Source organism: Pseudomonas sp. Z18(2022), from assembly GCF_036346535.1.
In the GTDB taxonomy this organism is placed as follows: domain Bacteria; phylum Pseudomonadota; class Gammaproteobacteria; order Pseudomonadales; family Pseudomonadaceae; genus Aquipseudomonas; species Aquipseudomonas yamanorum_A.
The window spans coordinates 24979-44142 of sequence record NZ_JAOTOA010000022.1 but is presented as its reverse complement, the minus strand read 5'-3'; the positions used below and the strand labels follow the sequence as shown (position 1 = coordinate 44142).

The following is a 19164-nucleotide window of genomic DNA, read 5'->3' as shown; positions in this document are numbered from 1 at the left end:
TTTATTCCCTGAGGAATGCTCGATGAAACTCGCTACGTTGAAAAACGGCCATCGCGACGGCCAACTGGTGGTGGTCTCCCGAGACCTGCGCCGCGCGGTCATCGCTGCGTCTTTTGCGACCTTGCAACAGGCGCTGGAGAATTGGGCCGAGGCCGAACCGGTGCTGAGCCGGCACTACCAGTTGCTTAACCTGGGGCAAGCGCCCGAGTCGTTTGCGTTTGACCCTACACACGCCGCAGCGCCATTGCCCCGGGCTTATCAGTGGTGCGACGGTTCGGCGTTTCTTAACCACGCGCACTTGCTGCAAAAAGCCTTCAGCCTGCCGCCCATGGCCGACGAGCGCATTCCGTTGATGTACCAGGGCGCCGGCGACGACTTCCTCGGGCCTTGCGACGATGTGCCCTTGCCGGATGTGAATCACGGGATCGATTTCGAGGGCGAATTCGCCGTGATCGTCGATGAGGTGCCGATGGGCTGCCCCGCTGACCAGGCGTTGCAATACGTGAGGCTGGTGCTGTTGGTCAACGACGTCAGCCTGCGGGGTTTCCTGCTGCATGAAGTCAGCACCGGCTTCGGGTTTTTCCAGGCCAAGCCCTCGTCGAGTTTTTCGCCGGTGGCCGTCACCCCGCACGCGCTTGGCGCTGCCTGGCACAACGGGCGGGTGTGCCTGCCCCTGAGCGTCACCTGGAACCAGAGCTGGTTTGGCGCGCCCCATGGCGCCGAGATGAGCTTCAGCTTCGCTGACCTGATCGCCCACGCCGCGCGCACCCGGCGCTTGCGTGCGGGCACCATCATCGGCTCCGGCACCGTGTCCAACGTCGACCGCGCAGTGGGTTCGGCGTGTATATCGGAGCGCCGGGCCATCGAGATGATTGACCATGGGCAGCCGCTGACCGGGTTCATGAAATTCGGCGACCGCATTCGCATCGAGGCACTGGACAGCGAGGGCGAGTCGGTATTCGGCGCCATCGACCAGCGCCTGGTGGATTCCACCTTGCTGACTCAAGAGGCGCTTTCATGACTGAACGCAAACGTCGTCTGGTGGACCTGTCGGTCACCCTTGAAAACAATCCCTACACCGACCCGCCACCGCTGCTGCCGAAGATCGAGTACGTCGACCACCAGGGCGGCATCCAGGAGCTCCTCGCGATGTTTCCGGGCCTGTGTATCGACGACATGCCCGGCCAGGAAGCCTGGGCGGCCGAGCGCCTGAACATCACCACCCACAGCGGCACGCACATGGATGCGCCGTGGCATTACGCCTCGACCACCGACGGCGGCAAGCCGGCGTACGGTATTGATGAAATCCCGCTGGACTGGTGCCTGCGCCCTGGCGTGAAGCTCGATTTTCGCCATTTGCCGGACGGCCATGTGGTCAGCGCTGCACAAATCGAGGCGGAGCTGCAGCGTATCGGCCATGTGTTGCAGCCGCTGGACATCGTGCTGGTGAATACCCGGGCCGGTGCCTTGTTCGGCCAGCCGGGCTACCTGGACGCGGGCGTGGGGATCGGCCGTGAAGGCACCTTGTATTTGCTGGAGCGCGGGGTGCGCGTGGTGGGCACCGATGCCTGGAGTTGGGACGCACCGTTCAGCCATACCCGGGCGCGGTTTGCGGCGAGCGGTGACAGCTCGATCATCTGGGAAGGGCACAAGGCGGGACGGGATATCGGCTATGGGCAGATGGAAAAGCTGGCCAACCTGGACGCGCTGCCGGCCCACGGTTTTGAAGTGTCGTGTTTCCCCTACAAAATCAAACACGCCTCTGCCGGTTTTGTGCGGGCGGTAGCGATTTTCGAGGAAACCCTTTGATCGGCGGCCTCCTTGTGAGGCCGCACGGTTTCCGGTTTAGCCCTGTGCGCTCAAATACGCTTCAGCTGACACCACGCTCGCATAAGCAAACCCCAGCGACGACATAAACGCCGCATGCACCTGGGCCGCCGGCACGGTGGTGCCATTGAATTCCAGGTCCCGAGTGGCGCAGGCATCGTGGATCACGGTCACTGTGTAGCCCAGGTCCGCCGCCGCACGCACCACGCCGTCGATGCACATGTGGCTCATGCTGCCCACCACCACCAACTCGGTGATGCTGCGTTGTTCCAGCAGCGCTCGCAGGTTGGTTTCGCGGAACGCATTGACGAAATGCTTGAGCACCACCGGCTCGTCCGCCTGGTTCAGAACCTTGGGGTGCAAATGTGCACCTTCCGAGCCGGGGGTGAAGAAGGGCGCGTCGTCGGAGGTGAATTCGTGCCGCACGTGAATCACCGCATCGCCCGCCTGGCGGAACGCCTGGAGCACTTGCTGCGCCTTGTCTGCTGCTGCGTCCACACCGTCAAGCGGCCACTTGCCCTCGGGGAAGTAGTCGTTCTGGATATCGATTAGGATGAGCGCTTGCTTGGCCATGTTGGTTTTCCTTGTGATGGTTGATGCGTCCAGTATCTTGGCTGGCGTGGCGCCTGGGGATTGGCCGCACCGACAATAACAGAGGGAAAACTGACAATGGCAATCGTCGAACTGGGCGTGCTGATCTACAGCGGTGCGCAAATGGCCGCCGTGCATGGCTTGACCGACCTGTTCGCGGTGGCCAACCGGATTGCGGCCGAGCATCAGTCCGCGCAATTGCCGTCGCTGCGCATCAGCCATTGGCAGGCTGAAACCGGCCAGGCGCCGACCCGTGTGTTCGACACTCAGCCCGGTACCGTGCAAGCGCTTACGGCCTTGCTGATTCCACCTTCCATCGCCGGCTTTTCCGAGGGCCAGGCCTCCTCCGAATTGCTGGATTGGCTACGCCAGCAACACCGCACCGGGACGATTCTGGGCGGGGTGTGCGTGGGCTCGATCCTGCTGGCGGAAAGTGGCCTGCTGGACGGGCGCAGCGCCACCACTCACTGGACCTCGGCCAAGTCTTTCGCTGAGCGCTATCCGGCGATTCGCCTGGAAGCTGACAAGCCTATCGTCGACGACGGCGACCTGATCACCACCGCCGGGCTGATGGCCTGGTCCGAACTGGGCCTGCGCCTGGTAGACCGTCTGCTCGGCCCGAGCATCGCCGCGAGCACCGCGCGGTTCCTGGTGATCGAACACAGCGACAGCGCCAGTGAGTGTGGCAGCAACTTTGCGCCAATCCTCGCCCATGGCGACGCGGCGATTCTCAAGGTGCAGCATTGGCTGCAGGCCAGCGGTGCGGTGGATGTTTCATTGGCTGCGATGGCGCAGGAGGCGGGGCTTGAAGAGCGCACGTTCCTGCGGCGGTTCCGCGCTGCCACGGGGTTGAAACCCACCGAGTACTGCCAGCACCTGCGGGTCGGCAAGGCGCGGCAGATGCTCGAGTTCACCAACGGCACCATTGACCACATAGCCTGGACTGTCGGCTACCAGGATCCGGGCGCCTTTCGCGCCACCTTCAAGAAAATCACCGGGCTGGCGCCAAGCGATTACCGCAGCCGTTTTGGGGTGACACCGACCAAGACCCAGGGCTGAATCGTGCAGAACGCCGCGACACCGCAAGCCCTTCGTGCAGAATAAAACAGGCCAAGTGCCATCGCTTTTTCCGCAACTGTTTGATTCCCGGCGGGTTTAACTAAACCCCGCCTTGGCTTGATCCCTGCAACCTTCTCCCTACACACATGGCAGGACAGCCAAGGGGGACGCATGACCCCGACAAATCGCAAGAAAATCGTGGTGGCGCATTCAATCCGACCGCAAGCGCCGTTGCACGAAGTCGAAACCAACCGCGCACTGGCGCGCTGGCTGGCGCATATCCTCGGGCTCAAATATGGCGGCAGCTATAACCCCGAGCTGCACAGTGGGCGCGATCTCTACCTGTTACCCACCCAGACCCTGGTCGGCGCGGCCCAGGCCCGGCAATTGGGCGTCAAAGGCCCCGAAGACTTATGGGGCGGTTATGTCGACCACGACTTCATCTGCACCAAGGCCATCAGCCACGGCTTGCTGAATAAAAATGCGGTGGCGCCGCAAGGCTGGTCGCCGTTGTTTTCCGAGCGCATCCGCAATGTGGTGCTGGATGGCTTGAGCGTGTTCGCCCTCGAAGACGCTCGGCCGGCGGCCACCCACTTGCTGTACACCGGCCCGATCCGCCTCAAGCCCGTGCATGCCTGTGCCGGTCGCGGCCAGGAAGTGATCCGCAGCCTCGATGAATTCGACGCCATCCTCGCGCGCCCTGATGCAGCGCAATTGTTCACCGACGGTGTGGTGCTGGAGCAAGACCTGCATGAGGTGGTCACCCACAGCGTCGGCCAGAGTTTTATCGGCGAGCACGTCATCAGCTACTGCGGTGATCAATACCTGACCCGGGACGGGCAGGGCGAAGAGGTCTATGGTGGTTCCAACCTGTTGGTGGTCCAGGGTTACTACGAAGACCTGCTCAAGCTCGACCTGCACGATGACGTGCGCCTGGCCATCGAGCAGGCGCAAACCTTCGATAACGCGGCGGACGAGGCTTATCCCGGGTTCTACGCCTCGCGGCGCAATTACGACATCGCCCAAGGCCTGGACAGCGACGGCCAGCGCCGCAGCGGCGTGCTGGAGCAATCCTGGCGCATGGGCGGGGCCAGCAGCGCGGAAGTCGCGGCGCTGCAAAGCTTCGTCAACAACGCCGGGCTGCGGGCGATCTATGTGTCTTCGGTAGAAACCTACGTCGACCAGCCGCTGCCGGCGGACGCGATCGAGGTGTACCGGGGGCCGGCGGAAAACAGCGACTTTCTTCTCAAGTACGTGACGGTTAAATCTTATGACGGCTAGAAGCGAAACCATCGCCATTGATATCGACGACGAACAGATGAGCGGGACCTTCCTCAGTCCCAAATCGAAAGTGCCGGGGGTGTTGTTTGTGCACGGCTGGGGCGGTAGCCAGGAGCGCGACCTGGAACGCGCCAAGGGCATCGCCGGGCTCGGTTGTGTGTGCCTGACCTTCGACTTGCGCGGCCACGCCGGCACCGGCATTCCGCTGTCCCGCGTCACCCGCGAAGACAACCTGCGCGACCTGCTGGCCGCCTACGACCGCCTGCTGTCACACCCGGCCATCGACACCTCGGCGGTGGCGGTGGTGGGCACCAGCTACGGCGGTTACCTGGCCGCCATCCTCACCTCGCTGCGGCCCGTGCGCTGGCTGGCGCTGCGGGTGCCGGCGCTGTACCGCGACCAGGAATGGCTCAAGCCCAAGCGCGACCTCGACAAGGTCGACTTGATGGATTATCGCGGGACCTTTGTGCACGCCGAAACCAATCGTGCGTTGCATGCCTGCGCGGCGTTTACCGGCGATGTGCTGATCGTCGAATCGGAAACCGACGACCACGTGCCCCACGCCACCATCATGAGCTACCGCGCCGCGTGCCAGCACACGCACTCGCTGACCCACCGGATTATCGACGGTGCGGATCACTCCCTGAGTGACCCGGTTTCCCAGCAAGCCTACACCTCGATCCTGGTGGACTGGATCACCGAGATGGTGGTGGGCGAGCGCTTGAGCATCATCCAGTCGTAGGCGTCTTCTTCACCTGTAGCGCCTTGGCCTTGGCTTCCACCGCGAGGTACATCACCAGGGCCACCAGCAGCGGCAGGATGAAGTAGATCGCGCGATAGGCGATCAATCCGGCGAGCAGGCTGCCGCGGGAGGCTTCGTGCTGCAGCAGGGCGATAAATACCGCCTCCAGCACCCCAAGCCCCGCCGGGATATGCGTGACTACCCCGGCGATGCTGCTGATCAACAACACCCCGAGCACCACCGGGTAATCCAGTTGCTTGGGCAGCAGGGTGAAGATCACCGCCGCCATCAGCGACCAGTTCAGCGCGCCGAGTGCCAACTGCAACACGGCCATGCGCAACGACGGCAGGCTGATTTCAATCCCGCGTACCGACCACGCGCGCTTTTTCGACAAGCGACAGGCCAGCAGATAACCCAGGCTCGCCAGTACCAACAGCGCGCCAACGCCTTGCAGCGCGCCACTGCTGAGCTTCCACCCTGGCGGCAAGGTCACCAGCCCGCTGCTGAACACCGCGCCGGCAATCGCCATGTAGCCGAACCAATTGGTGGCCAGGCTCAGCCCGAGAATCTTCGCGATGTTCCCGCTGCTCACCCCCAACCGTGAATACAGCCGGTAGCGCATGGCGATGCCGCCGACCCAGGCGCTCAGGTTGAGGTTGAAGGCATAGCTGATGATGCCCACCGGCAGGATCTGCTTCCAGCGCAACGACTGGCGGATGTAGGTGCGGCCGATCAGGTCGAAGCATGAATACACCAGGAAACTGCACAGGGTCAGCGCACCCGCGATCAGCAGGGTGCGAAGCTTGAAATTCCCGAGGGTGTCGAACACTTCGCTCCAGTCGATACGCCGGGCGAGCAGGGTGAACAACACGATCAGCACCAGGAAAAACACCACCGTCAGCGGTTTTTTCCAGCGCTTCAAAAAGCCGGGTTGGGCGCTTTCTTCAGCGGTGCGAGCTTGGGTCATGGTCCGGGCGCTCCTCATGGACGAAGGGTTTCAACCTCGGCTTGTGGGCCGGCAACCAGCCGGTCCACGAGGGAAAATGCCGCAGCACATGGAACACCACAAACCCCACCGTCACCCGCCAGAACCAGCCGCGAGGCGTGCGGTTTTCCGGCATGGTCTTGCAGTGGTTCCGGCTCAGGTATTCCAGGCGTTCGAACAACTGTTGATTGAAGCCGCGATCCCGAATCAGCACATTGGCCTCAAGGTTCAGCGACAGGCTCAGCGGGTCGAGGTTGCTCGAACCCACGGTGCTCCATTGCTCGTCCACCAAAGCCACCTTGCCGTGCAACGGGCGTTGGCAGTACTCGTGGATCACCACGCCTTCCTTGAGCAAATAGTCATACAACATGCGTGCCGCCAGCTTCGCCAGCAGCACATCCGGCTGGCCCTGCATGATCAATTGCACCTGCACGCCACGGCGCGCGGCATTGCGGATTTCCCGCAGCAGGCGGTAGCCGGGGAAGAAGTACGCGTTGGCGATGACTACCCGCCGCTGAGCCTTGCGCAGGGCGTGCAGGTAGGCTTCTTCAATGTCGGTACGGTGTTGCAGGTTGTCCCGGTAAATCAGCCGCACCAGGCCATCGCCTTCGCCTGCCGCCCATGGCGACGGCCGTTGCTCGCGCCGCCAGCCACGGCGCTTGCGCACGCGCCGGCCACTTTGTGCGAGGGCGAAATGATGCAGGTCGGCCACGGCCGGGCCTTGTACCTGCACGGCATAATCCTGCTTGGCCTCGGGGCCGAAATCCCCCAGGTGATCGGCCGAAAAATTGATCCCGCCGATAAACGCCACGCTGGCATCTACCACCACAATCTTGCGGTGCAGGCGGCGAAACCAGTTGGTGCGAAAGCCCAAAGTCTTGCTCGCCGGGTCGAACATCTGCACGGTCACGCCGGCCTGGCTCAGCTCGCCGAGAAACCCCGGGCTCAGCTCGCCGCAACCAAAGCCATCGAGGCTCGCGACCACCTTCACGCCACGCTGCGCCGCCTCGATCAAAATGCCTTTTAGTTCGTGGCCGACCTTGTCTTCGAACAGGATAAAGGTCTCCAGCAAGATCTCCCGCTGGGCTTGGCGCATCGCCTCGAACACCTTGGGGAAGTAGGCCTCGCCGTTCTCCAGCAACTCAATCTGGTTGTCGCTCTGCCAGCCGTAATCCAGGTCCTTGGCCACTGCGTCGTCCGGCGGCTGATCGGTGGCGATGTGTTCCACCGCGACCTTTTCCAGTGGTGCGCTGTTCATAGCTCGATCTCCACCGACAGCGGCGCGTGATCCGACAAATGCGACCACGGACGGCTGGTCAGCACCTGCGGCTGATGCACCTTGAGGTTGCGCACATAGATGCGGTCCAGGGGCAGCAACGGCAAGCGCGCCGGGAAGGTGCGGGCCGGCTTGCCCTGGGTTTCGATAAACACTTCCCGCAGGCCGCAGTGGGCAAGATCCGCGCGCTGGCGCCAGTCATTGAAGTCACCGGCGACAATCACCGGCGCGTCGGCTGGAATCTCGGCGATCCGCTGCGCGATCAGGCGCAGTTGCTGCTGGCGATGTACTTCCCGCAGCCCCAGGTGCACGCAGATAGCATGCACCTCCTGCACGTTGCCCGGCAGGCGCAGCACACAATGCAGCAGCCCGCGGCTTTCGTGACCGCTCTGGGAAATGTCGAGGTTGTCATAGCGGATGATCTGGAATTTCGACAGCAATGCATTGCCGTGGTCGCCATGGGGATACACCGCGTTGCGGCCGTAGGCGAACTGCGGCCAGATGCTGTCGGCGAGGAACTCGTACTGCGGCATGCTCGGCCAGTTGCTGTAGCGCTTGGGATGGCGCTCGTGGGTGCCGTGGATTTCCTGGAGGAACACCACGTCGGCGGCCACGCTGCGAATCGCCTCCCGCAGCTCGGGCAGGATGAAACGCCGGTTGAGCGCGGTGAAGCCCTTGTGGGTGTTGACCGTCAGCACCCTGAAGCGGGTGATGGTTTCGGTGGGCGTAATGGGCATCAGCTCCGGGTGGGTCATGGTTGCTCCCGTGGGTTGGGTGTCGAGTGACCTCCGTTTTTGGATGACTGTGGAATTTGGCAGAAAGTTTCGATGGTCCTACAGACGGCACCTACCCACTGTGGGAGCCGGGCTTGCCCGCGATTGCGGAGTGTCAGCAGACATTGATGCCACTGATCCACCGCCATCGCGGGCAAGCCCGGCTCCCACAGGTGTTTTGTGTTTGTCCTGCTGGATCAGTGCCCGCCAACCACCCGGGTCGAGCTCTCGGCATACACCGGGCCCAACCGGTCAAGTCGACCGCTCCAGGCCGTCAGCGCCAACGCCACCAACACTACCGAGCCACCAATCCACGCGGTGTGGATCAAGCCCATGTGAGCGACGATCAAGCCGCCGGCCCACGCGCCACCGGCGATCCCCAAATTGAACGCTGCGATGTTCAAGCCCGAGGCCACGTCCACCGCGTTCGGTGTGTGATGTTCCGCCTGGCGCACCACATACACCTGCAAGCCGGGCACGTTGCCGAAAGCGACCGCGCCCCACACCAGCACCGTGGCCAGGGCCAGCCATGGGTTGCCGGCGGTCAGGGTCAGTACGAACAGCACGGCAGCGAGCAGGGCGAAGATGATTTTCAGGGCGCTGATCGGGCCGCGTTTGTCGGCCAGTTTGCCGCCCCAGATATTACCCACGGCCACCGAGATGCCGTACACCAGCAACACCAGGCTGACGGTGCCGGCGCTGAACCCGGAGATGTCCTGGAGGATCGGCGCCAGGTAAGTGAACGCGATGAACGAGCCGCCGTAACCAACTGCTGTCATGGCGTACACCAACAGCAACCTTGGTTGTTTAAGCACTTGCAGTTGCTGCAACAGCGACGCCGGTTTGCTGTGGGCGATGGTGTTAGGCACATAGAGCAGGCTGCCGATAAACGCGATCAAGCCCAGGGCCGAGACGGCGAGGAAGGTTTCGCGCCAGCCGAAATGCTGGCCGATAAACGTCCCCAGCGGCACACCGGTCACCAGCGCCACGGTGAGGCCGGTAAACATGATGGCAATCGCGCTGGCGGCTTTTTCCTTGGGCACCAGGCTGGTGGCGATGGTGGAACCAATCGAGAAAAACACCCCGTGGGCCAGGCCGGTGACGATCCGTGCCAGCACCAGGGATTCATAACTCGGCGCCTGCCAGGCCAGCAGGTTGCCGAGGGTGAACAGCACCATCAGCGACAACAGCAGCAATTTGCGCGGCACTTTGCCGGTGAGGGCGGTGAGCACCGGCGCGCCGATGGCCACGCCCAGGGCGTAGAGGCTGACCAGCAGGCCGGCAGACGGCAGGTCTACGCCAAGGTCGGCGCCGATGGTAGGTAACAGGCCAACGATGACGAACTCGGTCGTCCCGATGGCAAAAGCGCTGAGGGTCAGCGCGAGCAAGGCAATGGGCATGGCTGCAACTCCGGTGGGTTTCAATCAGGAGCGCAGTCTCGGCGTTTGGCTTGTGCGGAAAAAGACAGGTATTGGCATTTGATATTTGCCTGTAGCGCACGGATCCACGTGCTGGGGGAACGATCGCGCCTCAAACCCGTCAGTTCCTTACAGACCCTTCTGAAGGAGCCCGGTGTTTTGTTGAATTTAAAGACTGTGCTACTGCTTGGTACGCTGCTGTTTTGCAGCAGTGGCGCGCTGCAAGCGGCCACCGCTCCCGCGGCTCCAGAGCCTGCCACCCCGGCCAAGCCGGAACTGTTGGTGGAAGGCGGCCTGCTCGGCGCCATCAGTTCCAGCATCGATGGTGTGCAGGACAAACTCGACCTCAACCAGAACCTGATCGACGCCTGGCGCCTGCGGGCCGACAGGGCGGCGGACGAGGTGGACAGGCTGGTCAACCAGCCGTCCGAGCGTTCCTCATGGAGTGTGGCCGGGGATTTCCTGGTGTTGTCGGGCGTGTGGATCGGCGCTTTTGTTGTGCTGACGCTTCTTGGGCGGTTTCTCGTCAAACGCCTGAGCCTGCAGCGGTATATCGCACCACGCCAGCGCCTTCAGGCGTTGCTGGGTTACCTGATTCCCTACACGATCCCCGCCTTGATCTGCCTGCCATTGACGCTCTACGTCAGTCACTTCCTACCCACTTCTGTGGGCCGCGCGCTGGCGCTGTGTTTTGCCTACGCCACCAGCAGCGGTATTTTTTCCACCTCGATGCTGCTGTGCGTCATCGTCATGTTCAACGTCGGCCACAAGCGCCCGGCCGTGCGGATTATTCGTGACTACTGCCCCAAACCGCTGTTCCTGATCGGCTTCCTCGCCGCCCTCAGCGATGCGCTGACCAGCCCGCAGATCGCCCGCCAGCTGGGGGGCAATATCACCGCCAGCGTCGCGATCTTCACCGGGCTGTTTGCTTCGGTGATCTTCGGCATGCTGGTGATTCGCCTGCGTCGGCCGGTGGCGCATTTGATCCGTAACCGGCCTTTGGCCCAACGCTTGAAACACCCGGCGGTGCAGCAATCCCTGCGGGTGTTTTCCGGGCTGTGGTATTGGCCGATTCTGTTGATGGTGCTGGTGTCGGCCATCAACCTGATCGGCGCTGGTGACGACAGCCAGAAAGCCCTGCGTTGCGCGCTGTTCACCACGATTTTGCTGATTGGCACGGTGTTTCTCAGCACGGTGTTGCAGCACCTGTTCCAGTCCCGCAGCACGGTGGCGGTGCAGCGCAGCAGCGCCTACAAGGAGCGGTTCCTCAGCCTGCTGCATGCGCTGTTGCGCATCGTGATGGCCATCGCCTTTATCGAAATCCTCGGGCGGATCTGGGGTGTTTCGTTGTTTGAGTTTGCCCAGCGTAACTCCGTGGGCCGGGCCATCAGTGATTCGCTGAGCAGCATCGGTTTGATCCTGCTGGTGACCTGGCTGTTCTGGGTGGTGCTCGACACGGCGATCCAGGAAGCGTTGAAACCGCCGGTCAACAAACGCTCCAGCCGCCAGCCCAGCACGCGGGTGAAAACCATCCTGCCGCTGTTGCGCAACGCGGTGAAAATCATCCTGGTGGTGATCTGCGCGATCACCACCATGGCCAATCTGGGGATCAACGTCGCACCGCTGCTGGCGGGTGCCGGGGTGGTGGGGCTGGCCATTGGTTTTGGCTCCCAGCAACTGGTGCAGGACGTGATCACCGGCCTGTTCATCATCATCGAAGACACCCTGTCGATTGGCGATTGGGTGGTGCTCGACTCCGGCCACGCCGGCACGGTCGAGGGCCTGACCATCCGCACCCTGCGCCTGCGGGACGGCAAGGGTTTTGTGCACTCGGTGCCGTTCGGGCAGATCAAGGCCGTCACCAACCAGTCGCGGCAGTTCGCCTATGCATTCTTCTCGGTGCAGTTCACCTATGACACCGATGTCGACAAGGCCGTGGAATTGATCCGCGAGGCGGGGCAGTCGATCCGCGATGACGTGTTCCTCAAGTACAACCTGCAAGGGCCGCTGGAGGTGTTTGGCGTCGACAAGATGGACCTTAACGGTGTGGTGCTGACGGCGCAGTTCCGGACGGTGTCGGGCGGGCAATATGCGGTGAGCCGTGCGTTTAACCAGCGCTTGAAAAAGCTTGTGGATAACTGTGCCTTTGTTCACTTCGCGCAAACTTATCCACAGCAGGTGATGTTGCCGCCGCGGGTGGGGCAGCAGGTGGATGAGCCGGAAGAGGAGGCGCCTTCGTCGGTGGTGCTGACGGAGCAGCCGCGCACCCAATAGTTTCGGGGTGGCAGGGCCGGCCTCATCGCAGGCAAGCCAGCTCCCACATTTGAAGATGTTCACAAATCAAAATGTGGGAGCCGGGCTTGCCCGCGATGAGGCCAGTACATGCACTAAACAAGTCAGTGCCTGACCAACTTCTCCCGCACCAACCCCGCCACCTGCTGATCCAGCTCCAACAACACCTGCTGCTTCCCGGCAATCTCCACCGCCGCCGGCACGCCATCCCGGTACACCAGCCGGTTGCCGCTCAACGCCGGCACCTTGCTACCCGGCAGCAGCGTGCCCACCAGGTTCAGCGGGTCGGCGCCGCACACGGCAATCAAGCTGCCGTCATGAGGCCGCCGGCGAACTTCCCTCAGCAGCGGGATCGCTTCCGGCAACGCAAACTGTTCCCCCGCCAAACCACTCACAAACCGCCCGCCGCGAATCTCGCCCCGGGCCTCCAGCCGATGAAAGGTGCGCAGCAGTTCCCGCCAACTGGGCAGCCAATCCGCCTCACGCTCCAGCAGGCGCCAGAACACCACGCCGTAGCGGCGCAGCAAGGTCATCGCCACATGCTCCAGGGTTTCTGCCGAATGCGGCCCGACAGTTCCCGGCGCGCGCCGTACCAGGGCCCAACGCCCTGCGTCGTCCATCCCGCCCACAAATGCCCCGCGTCCACGCCGACTGCTACGAGCCTGGCGCTTGCTCGCGGGCGTGGTCAGGGCGCGCAGGCCGGCGAAGCTGTCGGCGTTCGCAAGCCCGGCGCCCACCAGTTCCTGCAAGGCGGTTTCCAGTTCGCTGCGCAGCAGGTGGGCTTCGTGGACCAATTCATCGAAAAACAGCGCGCCGTTTTCCCGCAGCGCCTGATGGACTTTCTGCGCCTTTGGCGACAGCTCGGTGCTGTCCGGTGCTTCGGTCAACCCACTCCACAACGGCACCTGGCTGCGAGGCAGCAACACCACCGGCGTGCTGCGCAGGGCGGTCGCGCCGGCCTTGTTGCTCAGGCGCGTCCACACCACCTTGCCACTGCGGCACAAATCATCGAGCCAGCTCGGCGAGTAATCCTTGATCCGCGCGCTGAGCAAATCGCTGTCCCAGGCTGACGTGGCCGCAGCGTACCCTTCGAACTGCGCGACGATCTGCGGCAACACCGCGCTGCCCTGGCCGCGGGTGCCGTCCGACAGATGCTGCCAGTCGAACAGGAACCGCATGAAATCCTGCAACGCCACCGGTTCGATTTCCCGGCGCAGGCGCTTGACCGTGTAGCGGTGAATGCGCGCCAGCAGGTGGCGCTCGCACCATTGTTCGTCGCTGGCGCCCGGGCTGAAGCGGCCGCGCAGCACGTAGCCCTCGCTTTCCAGCCGTGCGAGTGCCTGGGACACGTCGGCCACCGGCAAGGCCAGGGGCGCGGCGATCTGGATCAAGGTCAACGGGCCGAAGCCGCTCAGGCGCGCCCGCAGCACTTCCACCAGGGCTTCCTCGAAGGTCCATGGTTCATCAAAGCCGGGCAGCAGCGGCAGGTCATTCGGATAGATCGCGGTCAAGCAACTCAAGCGTTCCACGGCCACCCAAACCGCCTGGTCGGTGCCAATCTGCAAACGGCTGGCGCGTCCACCGTCGGCCAGGGCTTGCAGCCATTCGGCCCACTGCGGCGTGACTTCCGATTCAGCGATGCACGCGAGGCTCATCAACGCCTCATGCATCTCGTCCAGGCCATTGGGCGCCGGCCAGGCTTCCTCGCGCACACCGGCAATCGCCTCGGCATCCAGGGCGCCGAGGTCGTCGGTGCTTTGCGGGTCGCTCCAGCGCCGGTTGAGCACGGCCTGGGTGCGGCGCTCTTCCAGTGGAGCGTCATCGAGAAAGGTGTAGGGGCGGGCGCTGAGAATCTCTGCCGCCAGCGGCGACGGCGCCGGCAGGTCGCGGCTGATCAGGCGGATTTCACCGCGCTCCATGCGCCGCAGCAGGGCCAGCCAGCCTTCGCTGTCCATGGCCTCGTGCAGGCAGTCGTCGAGGGTTTGTTCCACCAGCGGATGCTCGGGCACTTCGCGCTCGCCGGCGAGGTTTTCCAGGCAGGCGATCTGGTCGGGGAACACACTGGCGATCAGGTCTTCACTCTTCATGCGCTGGATCTGCGGCGCCACCTTGCGCCCGCCGGTATAACGCGGCAGCGCCAGAGCGACGCCCGCATTCCAGCGCCAGCGCACGCCGAACAGCGGTGCATCCAGCACCGCCTGGATCAGGATGTGTTCGGCCGTGTTGCTGTTCAGGTAACGCCACACCTCGTCGAGCTCGAAGCTGTGGCTGGTGGACAGCGACAACACGATCGCATCCTCGCTGGCAGCGGCTTGCAGTTCGAAGTTGAAGGTGCGGCAAAAACGCTTGCGCAACGCCAGGCCCCAGGCGCGGTTGATACGACTGCCGAACGGCGTGTGGATGATCAGTTGGGTGCCGCCGGACTCGTCGAAAAACCGCTCCATGATCAACGTGTCCTGGGACGGCAGCGCGCTCAATGCCAGCCTTGCCCGTGCCAGGTAATCCACCAGTTGCTCGGCGCTGGCCAGGTTCAATCCGAGGGTGCCGGTGAGCCAGTCGAGTGCCGGTTGCAGGTTGCTCGGCATGGCGGCCAGCAACTCGTCCAGTTGCCCATGCAAACGTGCCACGGCAAACGATAACTCCACACTGCGCCCCGGTGCTTCACCGAGCCAGAACGGAATGGTCGGCGGCTGGCCGTGTGCGTCTTCGACCCGCACCTTGCCGGCTTCCACCCGCAGGATGCGGTAGGAGGTATTGCCCAACTGGAAGATATCCCCGGCGATGCTTTCCACCGCGAAGTCTTCGTTGACGCTGCCGATGTTCAGGCTTTGCGGCTCCAGCAGCACGCTGTAGTCGGCGTTGTCGGGGATGGTGCCGCCGCTGGTCACCGCAGTGAGCTTGGCACCACGCCGGCCGCGCAGGGTGCGGGTGATGGCGTCGCGGTGCAGGTAGGCACTGCGGATGCCCTGGCGGCCGTTGTAGCCTTCGGCGAGCATTTGCAGCAGCGCCTGGTAGTGGCGCTCGTCCAGTTCGGCGTAGGGCGCGGCACGGCGAATCAGAGTGAGCAGGGCCTGTTCTTGCCATTCCTGGCAGCTGACTTCGGCGATGATCTGCTGGGCCAGTACATCCAGCGGCGCGACCGGGATCAGCAAGGTATCCAGCTCGCCCCGGCGCACGCAGTCGAGCAGGGCGGCGCATTCGATCAGATCGTCGCGGGTGGTGGCGAACAACCGGCCCTTGGGCGTGCCGCCGACCTGGTGCCCGGAGCGTCCGACTCTCTGCAGAAAACCATTGATCGAGCCCGGCGAGGCGATCTGGCACACCAGGTCGACATCACCGATATCAATCCCCAGTTCCAGGGATGCGGTGGCGATCAGCACTTGCAGTTCGCCGGCCTTGAGCCGTTGTTCGGCGTCCAGGCGCAGTTCCTTGGCGAGGCTGCCGTGGTGGGCGGCGACGGCAGTTTTGCCCAGGCGCTCGCTCAAGTGCCGGGCCAGGCGTTCGGCCAGGCGCCGGGTGTTGACGAAAATCAGCGTGGTGCGGTGTTGCCTGGCCAGTTCGGCGAGGCGGTCGTAGACCAGGTCCCACACGTCGTTGGCCATGACGGCCGACAGCGGCACCGGTGGTACTTCGATATCCAGGTCCCGAGGGCGTGCGTGGCCGATATCGACGATTTCACAGGAGCGGTCGGTGCCCACCAGGAAGCGCGATACCGCTTCGATCGGCTTTTGCGTGGCCGACAGGCCGATGCGGGTCAGCGGTTCGCGGCACAAACCCTGCAGCCGCTCCAGCGTCAGGGCCAGGTGGCTGCCGCGTTTGCTGGCGGCGATGGCGTGGATTTCGTCGACGATCACCGTGCGGATGCTGGCGAGCATCTGTCGGCCGGAGTCCGAGCCCAGCAACACATAGAGCGATTCCGGGGTGGTGACCAGGATGTGCGGCGGCTGCTTGCGCATCAGGGCGCGGTCTTTCTGCGGGGTGTCGCCGGTGCGCACGGCGGTGCGGATCGCCAGCGGCGGCAGGCCCAGCCGTTGCAGGTGCTCGGTGATGCCGGCCAGCGGGGTTTGCAGGTTGATCTGGATGTCGTTGGACAAGGCCTTCAGCGGCGAGACGTACACCACCAGCGTCTGGTCCGGCAGTTGGCCGCCATTGGCCAGGCCTTGGTGGACCAGGTCGTCCAGCACCGCGAGAAAGGCCGTCAGGGTCTTGCCTGAGCCGGTGGGCGCGGCGATCAGCGTGGAGCGGCGCTGGCGAATCAGCGGCCACGCCTGGGCCTGGGCGGCGGTCACCGAGGGGAACGTGCTGCGGAACCAGGCGCTGACGGCGGGGTGGAAACCGTGCAGGACCGTGTCCGTTGATTCAGGAAGGTTCATACCCAATTTATGCGGCCAGCCCCGGCAACTTGCAACCCCGCACTTTATAAGTGACGGTTGCGCTACAAACCCGCAAAATGCAACGATTCTGGCAAATGCCAACGGCATGGCTCACAAGCCTGTCGATAATAACCATCGTTCCAAACAGACCGGGCCTGCTCAATCTATGCGAATGCGCCTTATGTTACTGGGCGGCGGGAATGCCCTCGGGCAGGCGCTGATTCGCCTCGGTGCGGAGGAAGACATCGGTTTCCTCGCCCCGCGTCCGCCCCAAGACGGCTGGGATGCCGCGAGTCTCACGCAACTGCTCGACGACACCCGTCCCGATGCCTTGATCAATCTCGCCTATTACTTCGACTGGTTTCAGGCGGAGACAGTCAGCGAGACACGCCTGGCCGCACAGGAATATGCGATCGAGCGCCTGGCCGAACTGTGCCAGCACCACAGCATTACCTTGCTGCAACCGTCCAGCTACCGGGTGTTCGATGGCTCCCGCGCCACCGCCTACAGCGAAAAAGACGAACCCGTACCGTTAGGCCTGCGTGGCCAGGCCTTGTGGCGCATCGAGCAGAGCGTACGCGCCACCTGCCCGCAGCACGTGCTGTTGCGCTTTGGCTGGTTGCTGGATGACAGCGTCGACGGCACCCTCGGGCGTTTCCTGGCCCGCGCCGAAAAGCCTGATGAACTGTTGATGGCTGACGACCGCCGGGGCAACCCGACGCCGGTGGATGACGCCGCGCGGGTGATCATTTCGGTGCTCAAGCAACTCGATTGCGCCGCGCCGTTGTGGGGCACCTACCACTACGCCGGCCAAGAGGCGACCACTGCGCTGGCGCTGGGTCAGGCGATCCTCACCGAAGCGCGCAACTTCCACCCGCTGGCGGTGGAAGCCCCGACCGCCCAGGCCCACGCCGCCCGCCCGGATGCCGCCGACGAGCCGCAACACGCGGTGCTGGCGTGCAAGAAAATCCTCCACACCTTCGGTATCAAGCCGCGGGCCTGGCGGGCCGGTTTACCGGCGTTGCTCGACCGGTTTTACCGGCATAGCTGAGAACAACACAAAACAAAATGTGGAAGCGGGGCTTATGTGGGAGCCGGGCTTGCCCGCGATGCAGGCAACTCGGTTTTTCAGTCTCACCGAGGTGATGCTATCGCAGGCAAGCCAGCTCCCACACAAGCCAGCTCCCACATTTGGATAGGCTGCGTTGCTTAGCGCGTGTTTAGAACTTGTAGCCAATCCCCACCATGTAAACCATCGGGTCCACATCCACGTTGACCTTGGCCCGAGTGCCCTGGCCCAGCGCGTTATTGTCCACAGTGGCCTTGGTGCTGATGTCGATGTAGCGCGCCTGGGCGTTGATCATCCACTTGTCGTTGATCATGTAGTCCGCACCGATCTGCGCGGCCCAGCCCCAGGAGTTTTCAGCCTTGAAGTTGCTGAAGCCGGCCTCTTGGGCGCGACCGCCGACGTGTTCGTCGTAGATCCAGGTGTAGTTGATACCGGCGCCCACATACGGCTGGAACGCCGACTTGCTGTCCAGCGGGTAGTACACGACGCTCAGGGTCGGCGGCAGGTGTTTGAGCGAGCCGAGCTTGCCGTTGGCGGCGCCCAGGGCGGTGTTCTTGATCTTCACGTCGTGTTCGAACGGGGTGGCCGCCAGCAGTTCGATACCCCAGTGGCTGGTGAACATGTAGGCGAAGTTCAAGCCCAATTGAGTGTCACTGCTCATGGTCGCCTTGCCGCCCAGGTTGGTCCCGGCCAGCGGGCCCTGGTCAACCTTGACGCTGCTGCTGTCCGCTTTCGGGTTGACGGTGATGGCGCCGGCGCGAATCAGGATATCGCCCGCTTCGTGAGCGTGGGCAACGGGGGCGACGAGGGCGAGCGCGACAAGCGACGCGCCGAGCAGGGACTTGTTCATGGGAGCTCCAAAGGACGTTATTAATTGCTTGTGTCCAATGGTAAAGATCGTAACGTTCGAGCTTTTGACTCAGCTCAATGAAAGCGCAATCACGGGTTATTCCTGCAACTCGTACACGTAGATTTTGTCGGCATCCATCTGGTAACCGGCATCGGCCAGTTCGCTGCTGGACGGTTTGACCTGCATCTGGCCTTCGATCCAGTACGGCTGGTACAGCTCGTCGAGCTTCACGCCGATCTCGCTTTTCACATGCACGATCTGGTTCGACGGCGGTGGCGGCACGTGGATGCACGCGCCGAAATACGGCACCAGCAGAAACTCCGTGGTGCGGCCTTCTTCGCTGACTTCCAGCGGCACGATATAGCCCGGCAGGCGAATGTGCTTACCGTCCAGGCTTTGTACGACTGGCGCGTTGGGCAGGTCTTGCTTGGCGGCAGGCGCAGACTCCACCGACAGCGCATCCGCCATGCCCGACAAGTCGTGCAACGGTTTCATGTTGGGAATTTCCGGTGGCGCGTCCGGCGGGATCATCTCCTGCCACGACAGGTCCTTGGGCTGCTCTTCAGCCCAGGCAGGCAGGGCCACCAGCAGTAACAGTGCAAGCACGACGCGACGCATCAACAGCTTC

15 protein-coding genes are annotated in these 19164 nt (G+C 63.4%); 7 read left to right on the top strand and 8 right to left on the bottom strand.

Features of this window, described 5'->3' with window-relative positions:
- Positions 1-22 precede the first annotated feature (22 nt).
- Positions 23-1021, top strand: a complete 999-nt coding sequence (locus V3W39_RS28145; protein WP_330213789.1) for a fumarylacetoacetate hydrolase family protein — start codon at positions 23-25, stop codon at positions 1019-1021.
- Positions 1018-1809: a cyclase family protein gene (locus V3W39_RS28140; RefSeq protein WP_177132414.1), complete on the top strand. Its 792-nt coding sequence runs from the start codon at positions 1018-1020 to the stop codon at positions 1807-1809. Before V3W39_RS28145 ends, V3W39_RS28140 begins: the two co-directional genes overlap by 4 nt.
- 36 nt (positions 1810-1845) lie before the next feature.
- On the opposite strand, the gene V3W39_RS28135 is transcribed toward V3W39_RS28140, so the two are convergent.
- On the bottom strand, positions 1846-2400 hold the full coding sequence (locus tag V3W39_RS28135; protein WP_330213788.1) for a cysteine hydrolase family protein: 555 nt from the start codon (positions 2398-2400) through the stop codon (positions 1846-1848).
- A 96-nt stretch (positions 2401-2496) separates the two neighbouring features.
- Here V3W39_RS28135 and V3W39_RS28130 point away from each other — a divergent pair, with 96 nt between their 5' ends.
- From V3W39_RS28130 to V3W39_RS28120, 3 genes are all read left to right on the top strand, one after another.
- Positions 2497-3477 carry a GlxA family transcriptional regulator gene (locus V3W39_RS28130; protein WP_259196644.1) on the top strand — a complete coding sequence of 327 codons (981 nt, stop codon included), beginning with the start codon at positions 2497-2499 and terminating at the stop codon, positions 3475-3477.
- 171 nt (positions 3478-3648) lie between these two features.
- A complete protein-coding gene (locus V3W39_RS28125; RefSeq protein WP_330213787.1) occupies positions 3649-4758 on the top strand; it encodes a DUF3182 family protein in 1110 nt (369 codons plus the stop codon).
- Positions 4748-5500 carry an alpha/beta hydrolase family protein gene (locus tag V3W39_RS28120; protein WP_330213786.1) on the top strand — a complete coding sequence of 251 codons (753 nt, stop codon included), beginning with the start codon at positions 4748-4750 and terminating at the stop codon, positions 5498-5500. Before V3W39_RS28125 ends, V3W39_RS28120 begins: the two co-directional genes overlap by 11 nt.
- Here the strand turns inward: V3W39_RS28120 and V3W39_RS28115 are convergent.
- From V3W39_RS28115 to V3W39_RS28100, 4 genes are all read right to left on the bottom strand, one after another.
- Positions 5487-6467, bottom strand: a complete 981-nt coding sequence (locus V3W39_RS28115; protein WP_330213785.1) for a lysylphosphatidylglycerol synthase domain-containing protein — start codon at positions 6465-6467, stop codon at positions 5487-5489. The genes V3W39_RS28120 and V3W39_RS28115 overlap by 14 nt on opposite strands.
- Positions 6445-7743: a cardiolipin synthase ClsB gene (clsB, locus tag V3W39_RS28110; RefSeq protein ID WP_177046133.1), complete on the bottom strand. Its 1299-nt coding sequence runs from the start codon at positions 7741-7743 to the stop codon at positions 6445-6447. Before clsB ends, V3W39_RS28115 begins: the two co-directional genes overlap by 23 nt.
- Entirely contained in the window at positions 7740-8516 is a 777-nt protein-coding gene (locus V3W39_RS28105) for an endonuclease/exonuclease/phosphatase family protein (protein ID WP_177046132.1), read from the bottom strand. The genes clsB and V3W39_RS28105 overlap by 4 nt, the downstream gene beginning before the upstream one ends.
- 215 nt (positions 8517-8731) lie before the next feature.
- Positions 8732-9934, bottom strand: coding sequence for an MFS transporter (locus V3W39_RS28100; protein ID WP_177046130.1), 1203 nt, complete (start codon positions 9932-9934; stop codon positions 8732-8734).
- A gap of 177 nt (positions 9935-10111) precedes the next feature.
- Between V3W39_RS28100 and V3W39_RS28095 the strand changes: the two genes are divergently transcribed.
- Positions 10112-12226, top strand: a complete 2115-nt coding sequence (locus V3W39_RS28095) for a mechanosensitive ion channel family protein (RefSeq protein ID WP_330213784.1) — start codon at positions 10112-10114, stop codon at positions 12224-12226.
- A gap of 122 nt (positions 12227-12348) precedes the next feature.
- Here the strand turns inward: V3W39_RS28095 and V3W39_RS28090 are convergent, their stop codons facing one another.
- The gene (locus V3W39_RS28090; protein ID WP_330213783.1) at positions 12349-16617 is read right to left on the bottom strand and encodes an Lhr family helicase; all 4269 of its coding nucleotides are present in this window, start codon (positions 16615-16617) and stop codon (positions 12349-12351) included.
- Positions 16618-16783: 166 nt separating this feature from the next.
- Between V3W39_RS28090 and V3W39_RS28085 the strand changes: the two genes are divergently transcribed.
- Positions 16784-17668 carry a sugar nucleotide-binding protein gene (locus tag V3W39_RS28085; RefSeq protein ID WP_177046124.1) on the top strand — a complete coding sequence of 295 codons (885 nt, stop codon included), beginning with the start codon at positions 16784-16786 and terminating at the stop codon, positions 17666-17668.
- Between the two features lie 169 nt (positions 17669-17837).
- On the opposite strand, the gene V3W39_RS28080 is transcribed toward V3W39_RS28085, so the two are convergent.
- Both V3W39_RS28080 and V3W39_RS28075 read right to left on the bottom strand, forming a co-directional pair.
- On the bottom strand, positions 17838-18536 hold the full coding sequence (locus tag V3W39_RS28080) for an OmpW/AlkL family protein (RefSeq protein WP_010174644.1): 699 nt from the start codon (positions 18534-18536) through the stop codon (positions 17838-17840).
- 96 nt (positions 18537-18632) lie between these two features.
- On the bottom strand, positions 18633-19154 hold the full coding sequence (locus V3W39_RS28075; protein ID WP_177046122.1) for a DUF3299 domain-containing protein: 522 nt from the start codon (positions 19152-19154) through the stop codon (positions 18633-18635).
- Positions 19155-19164: the final 10 nt, after the last annotated feature.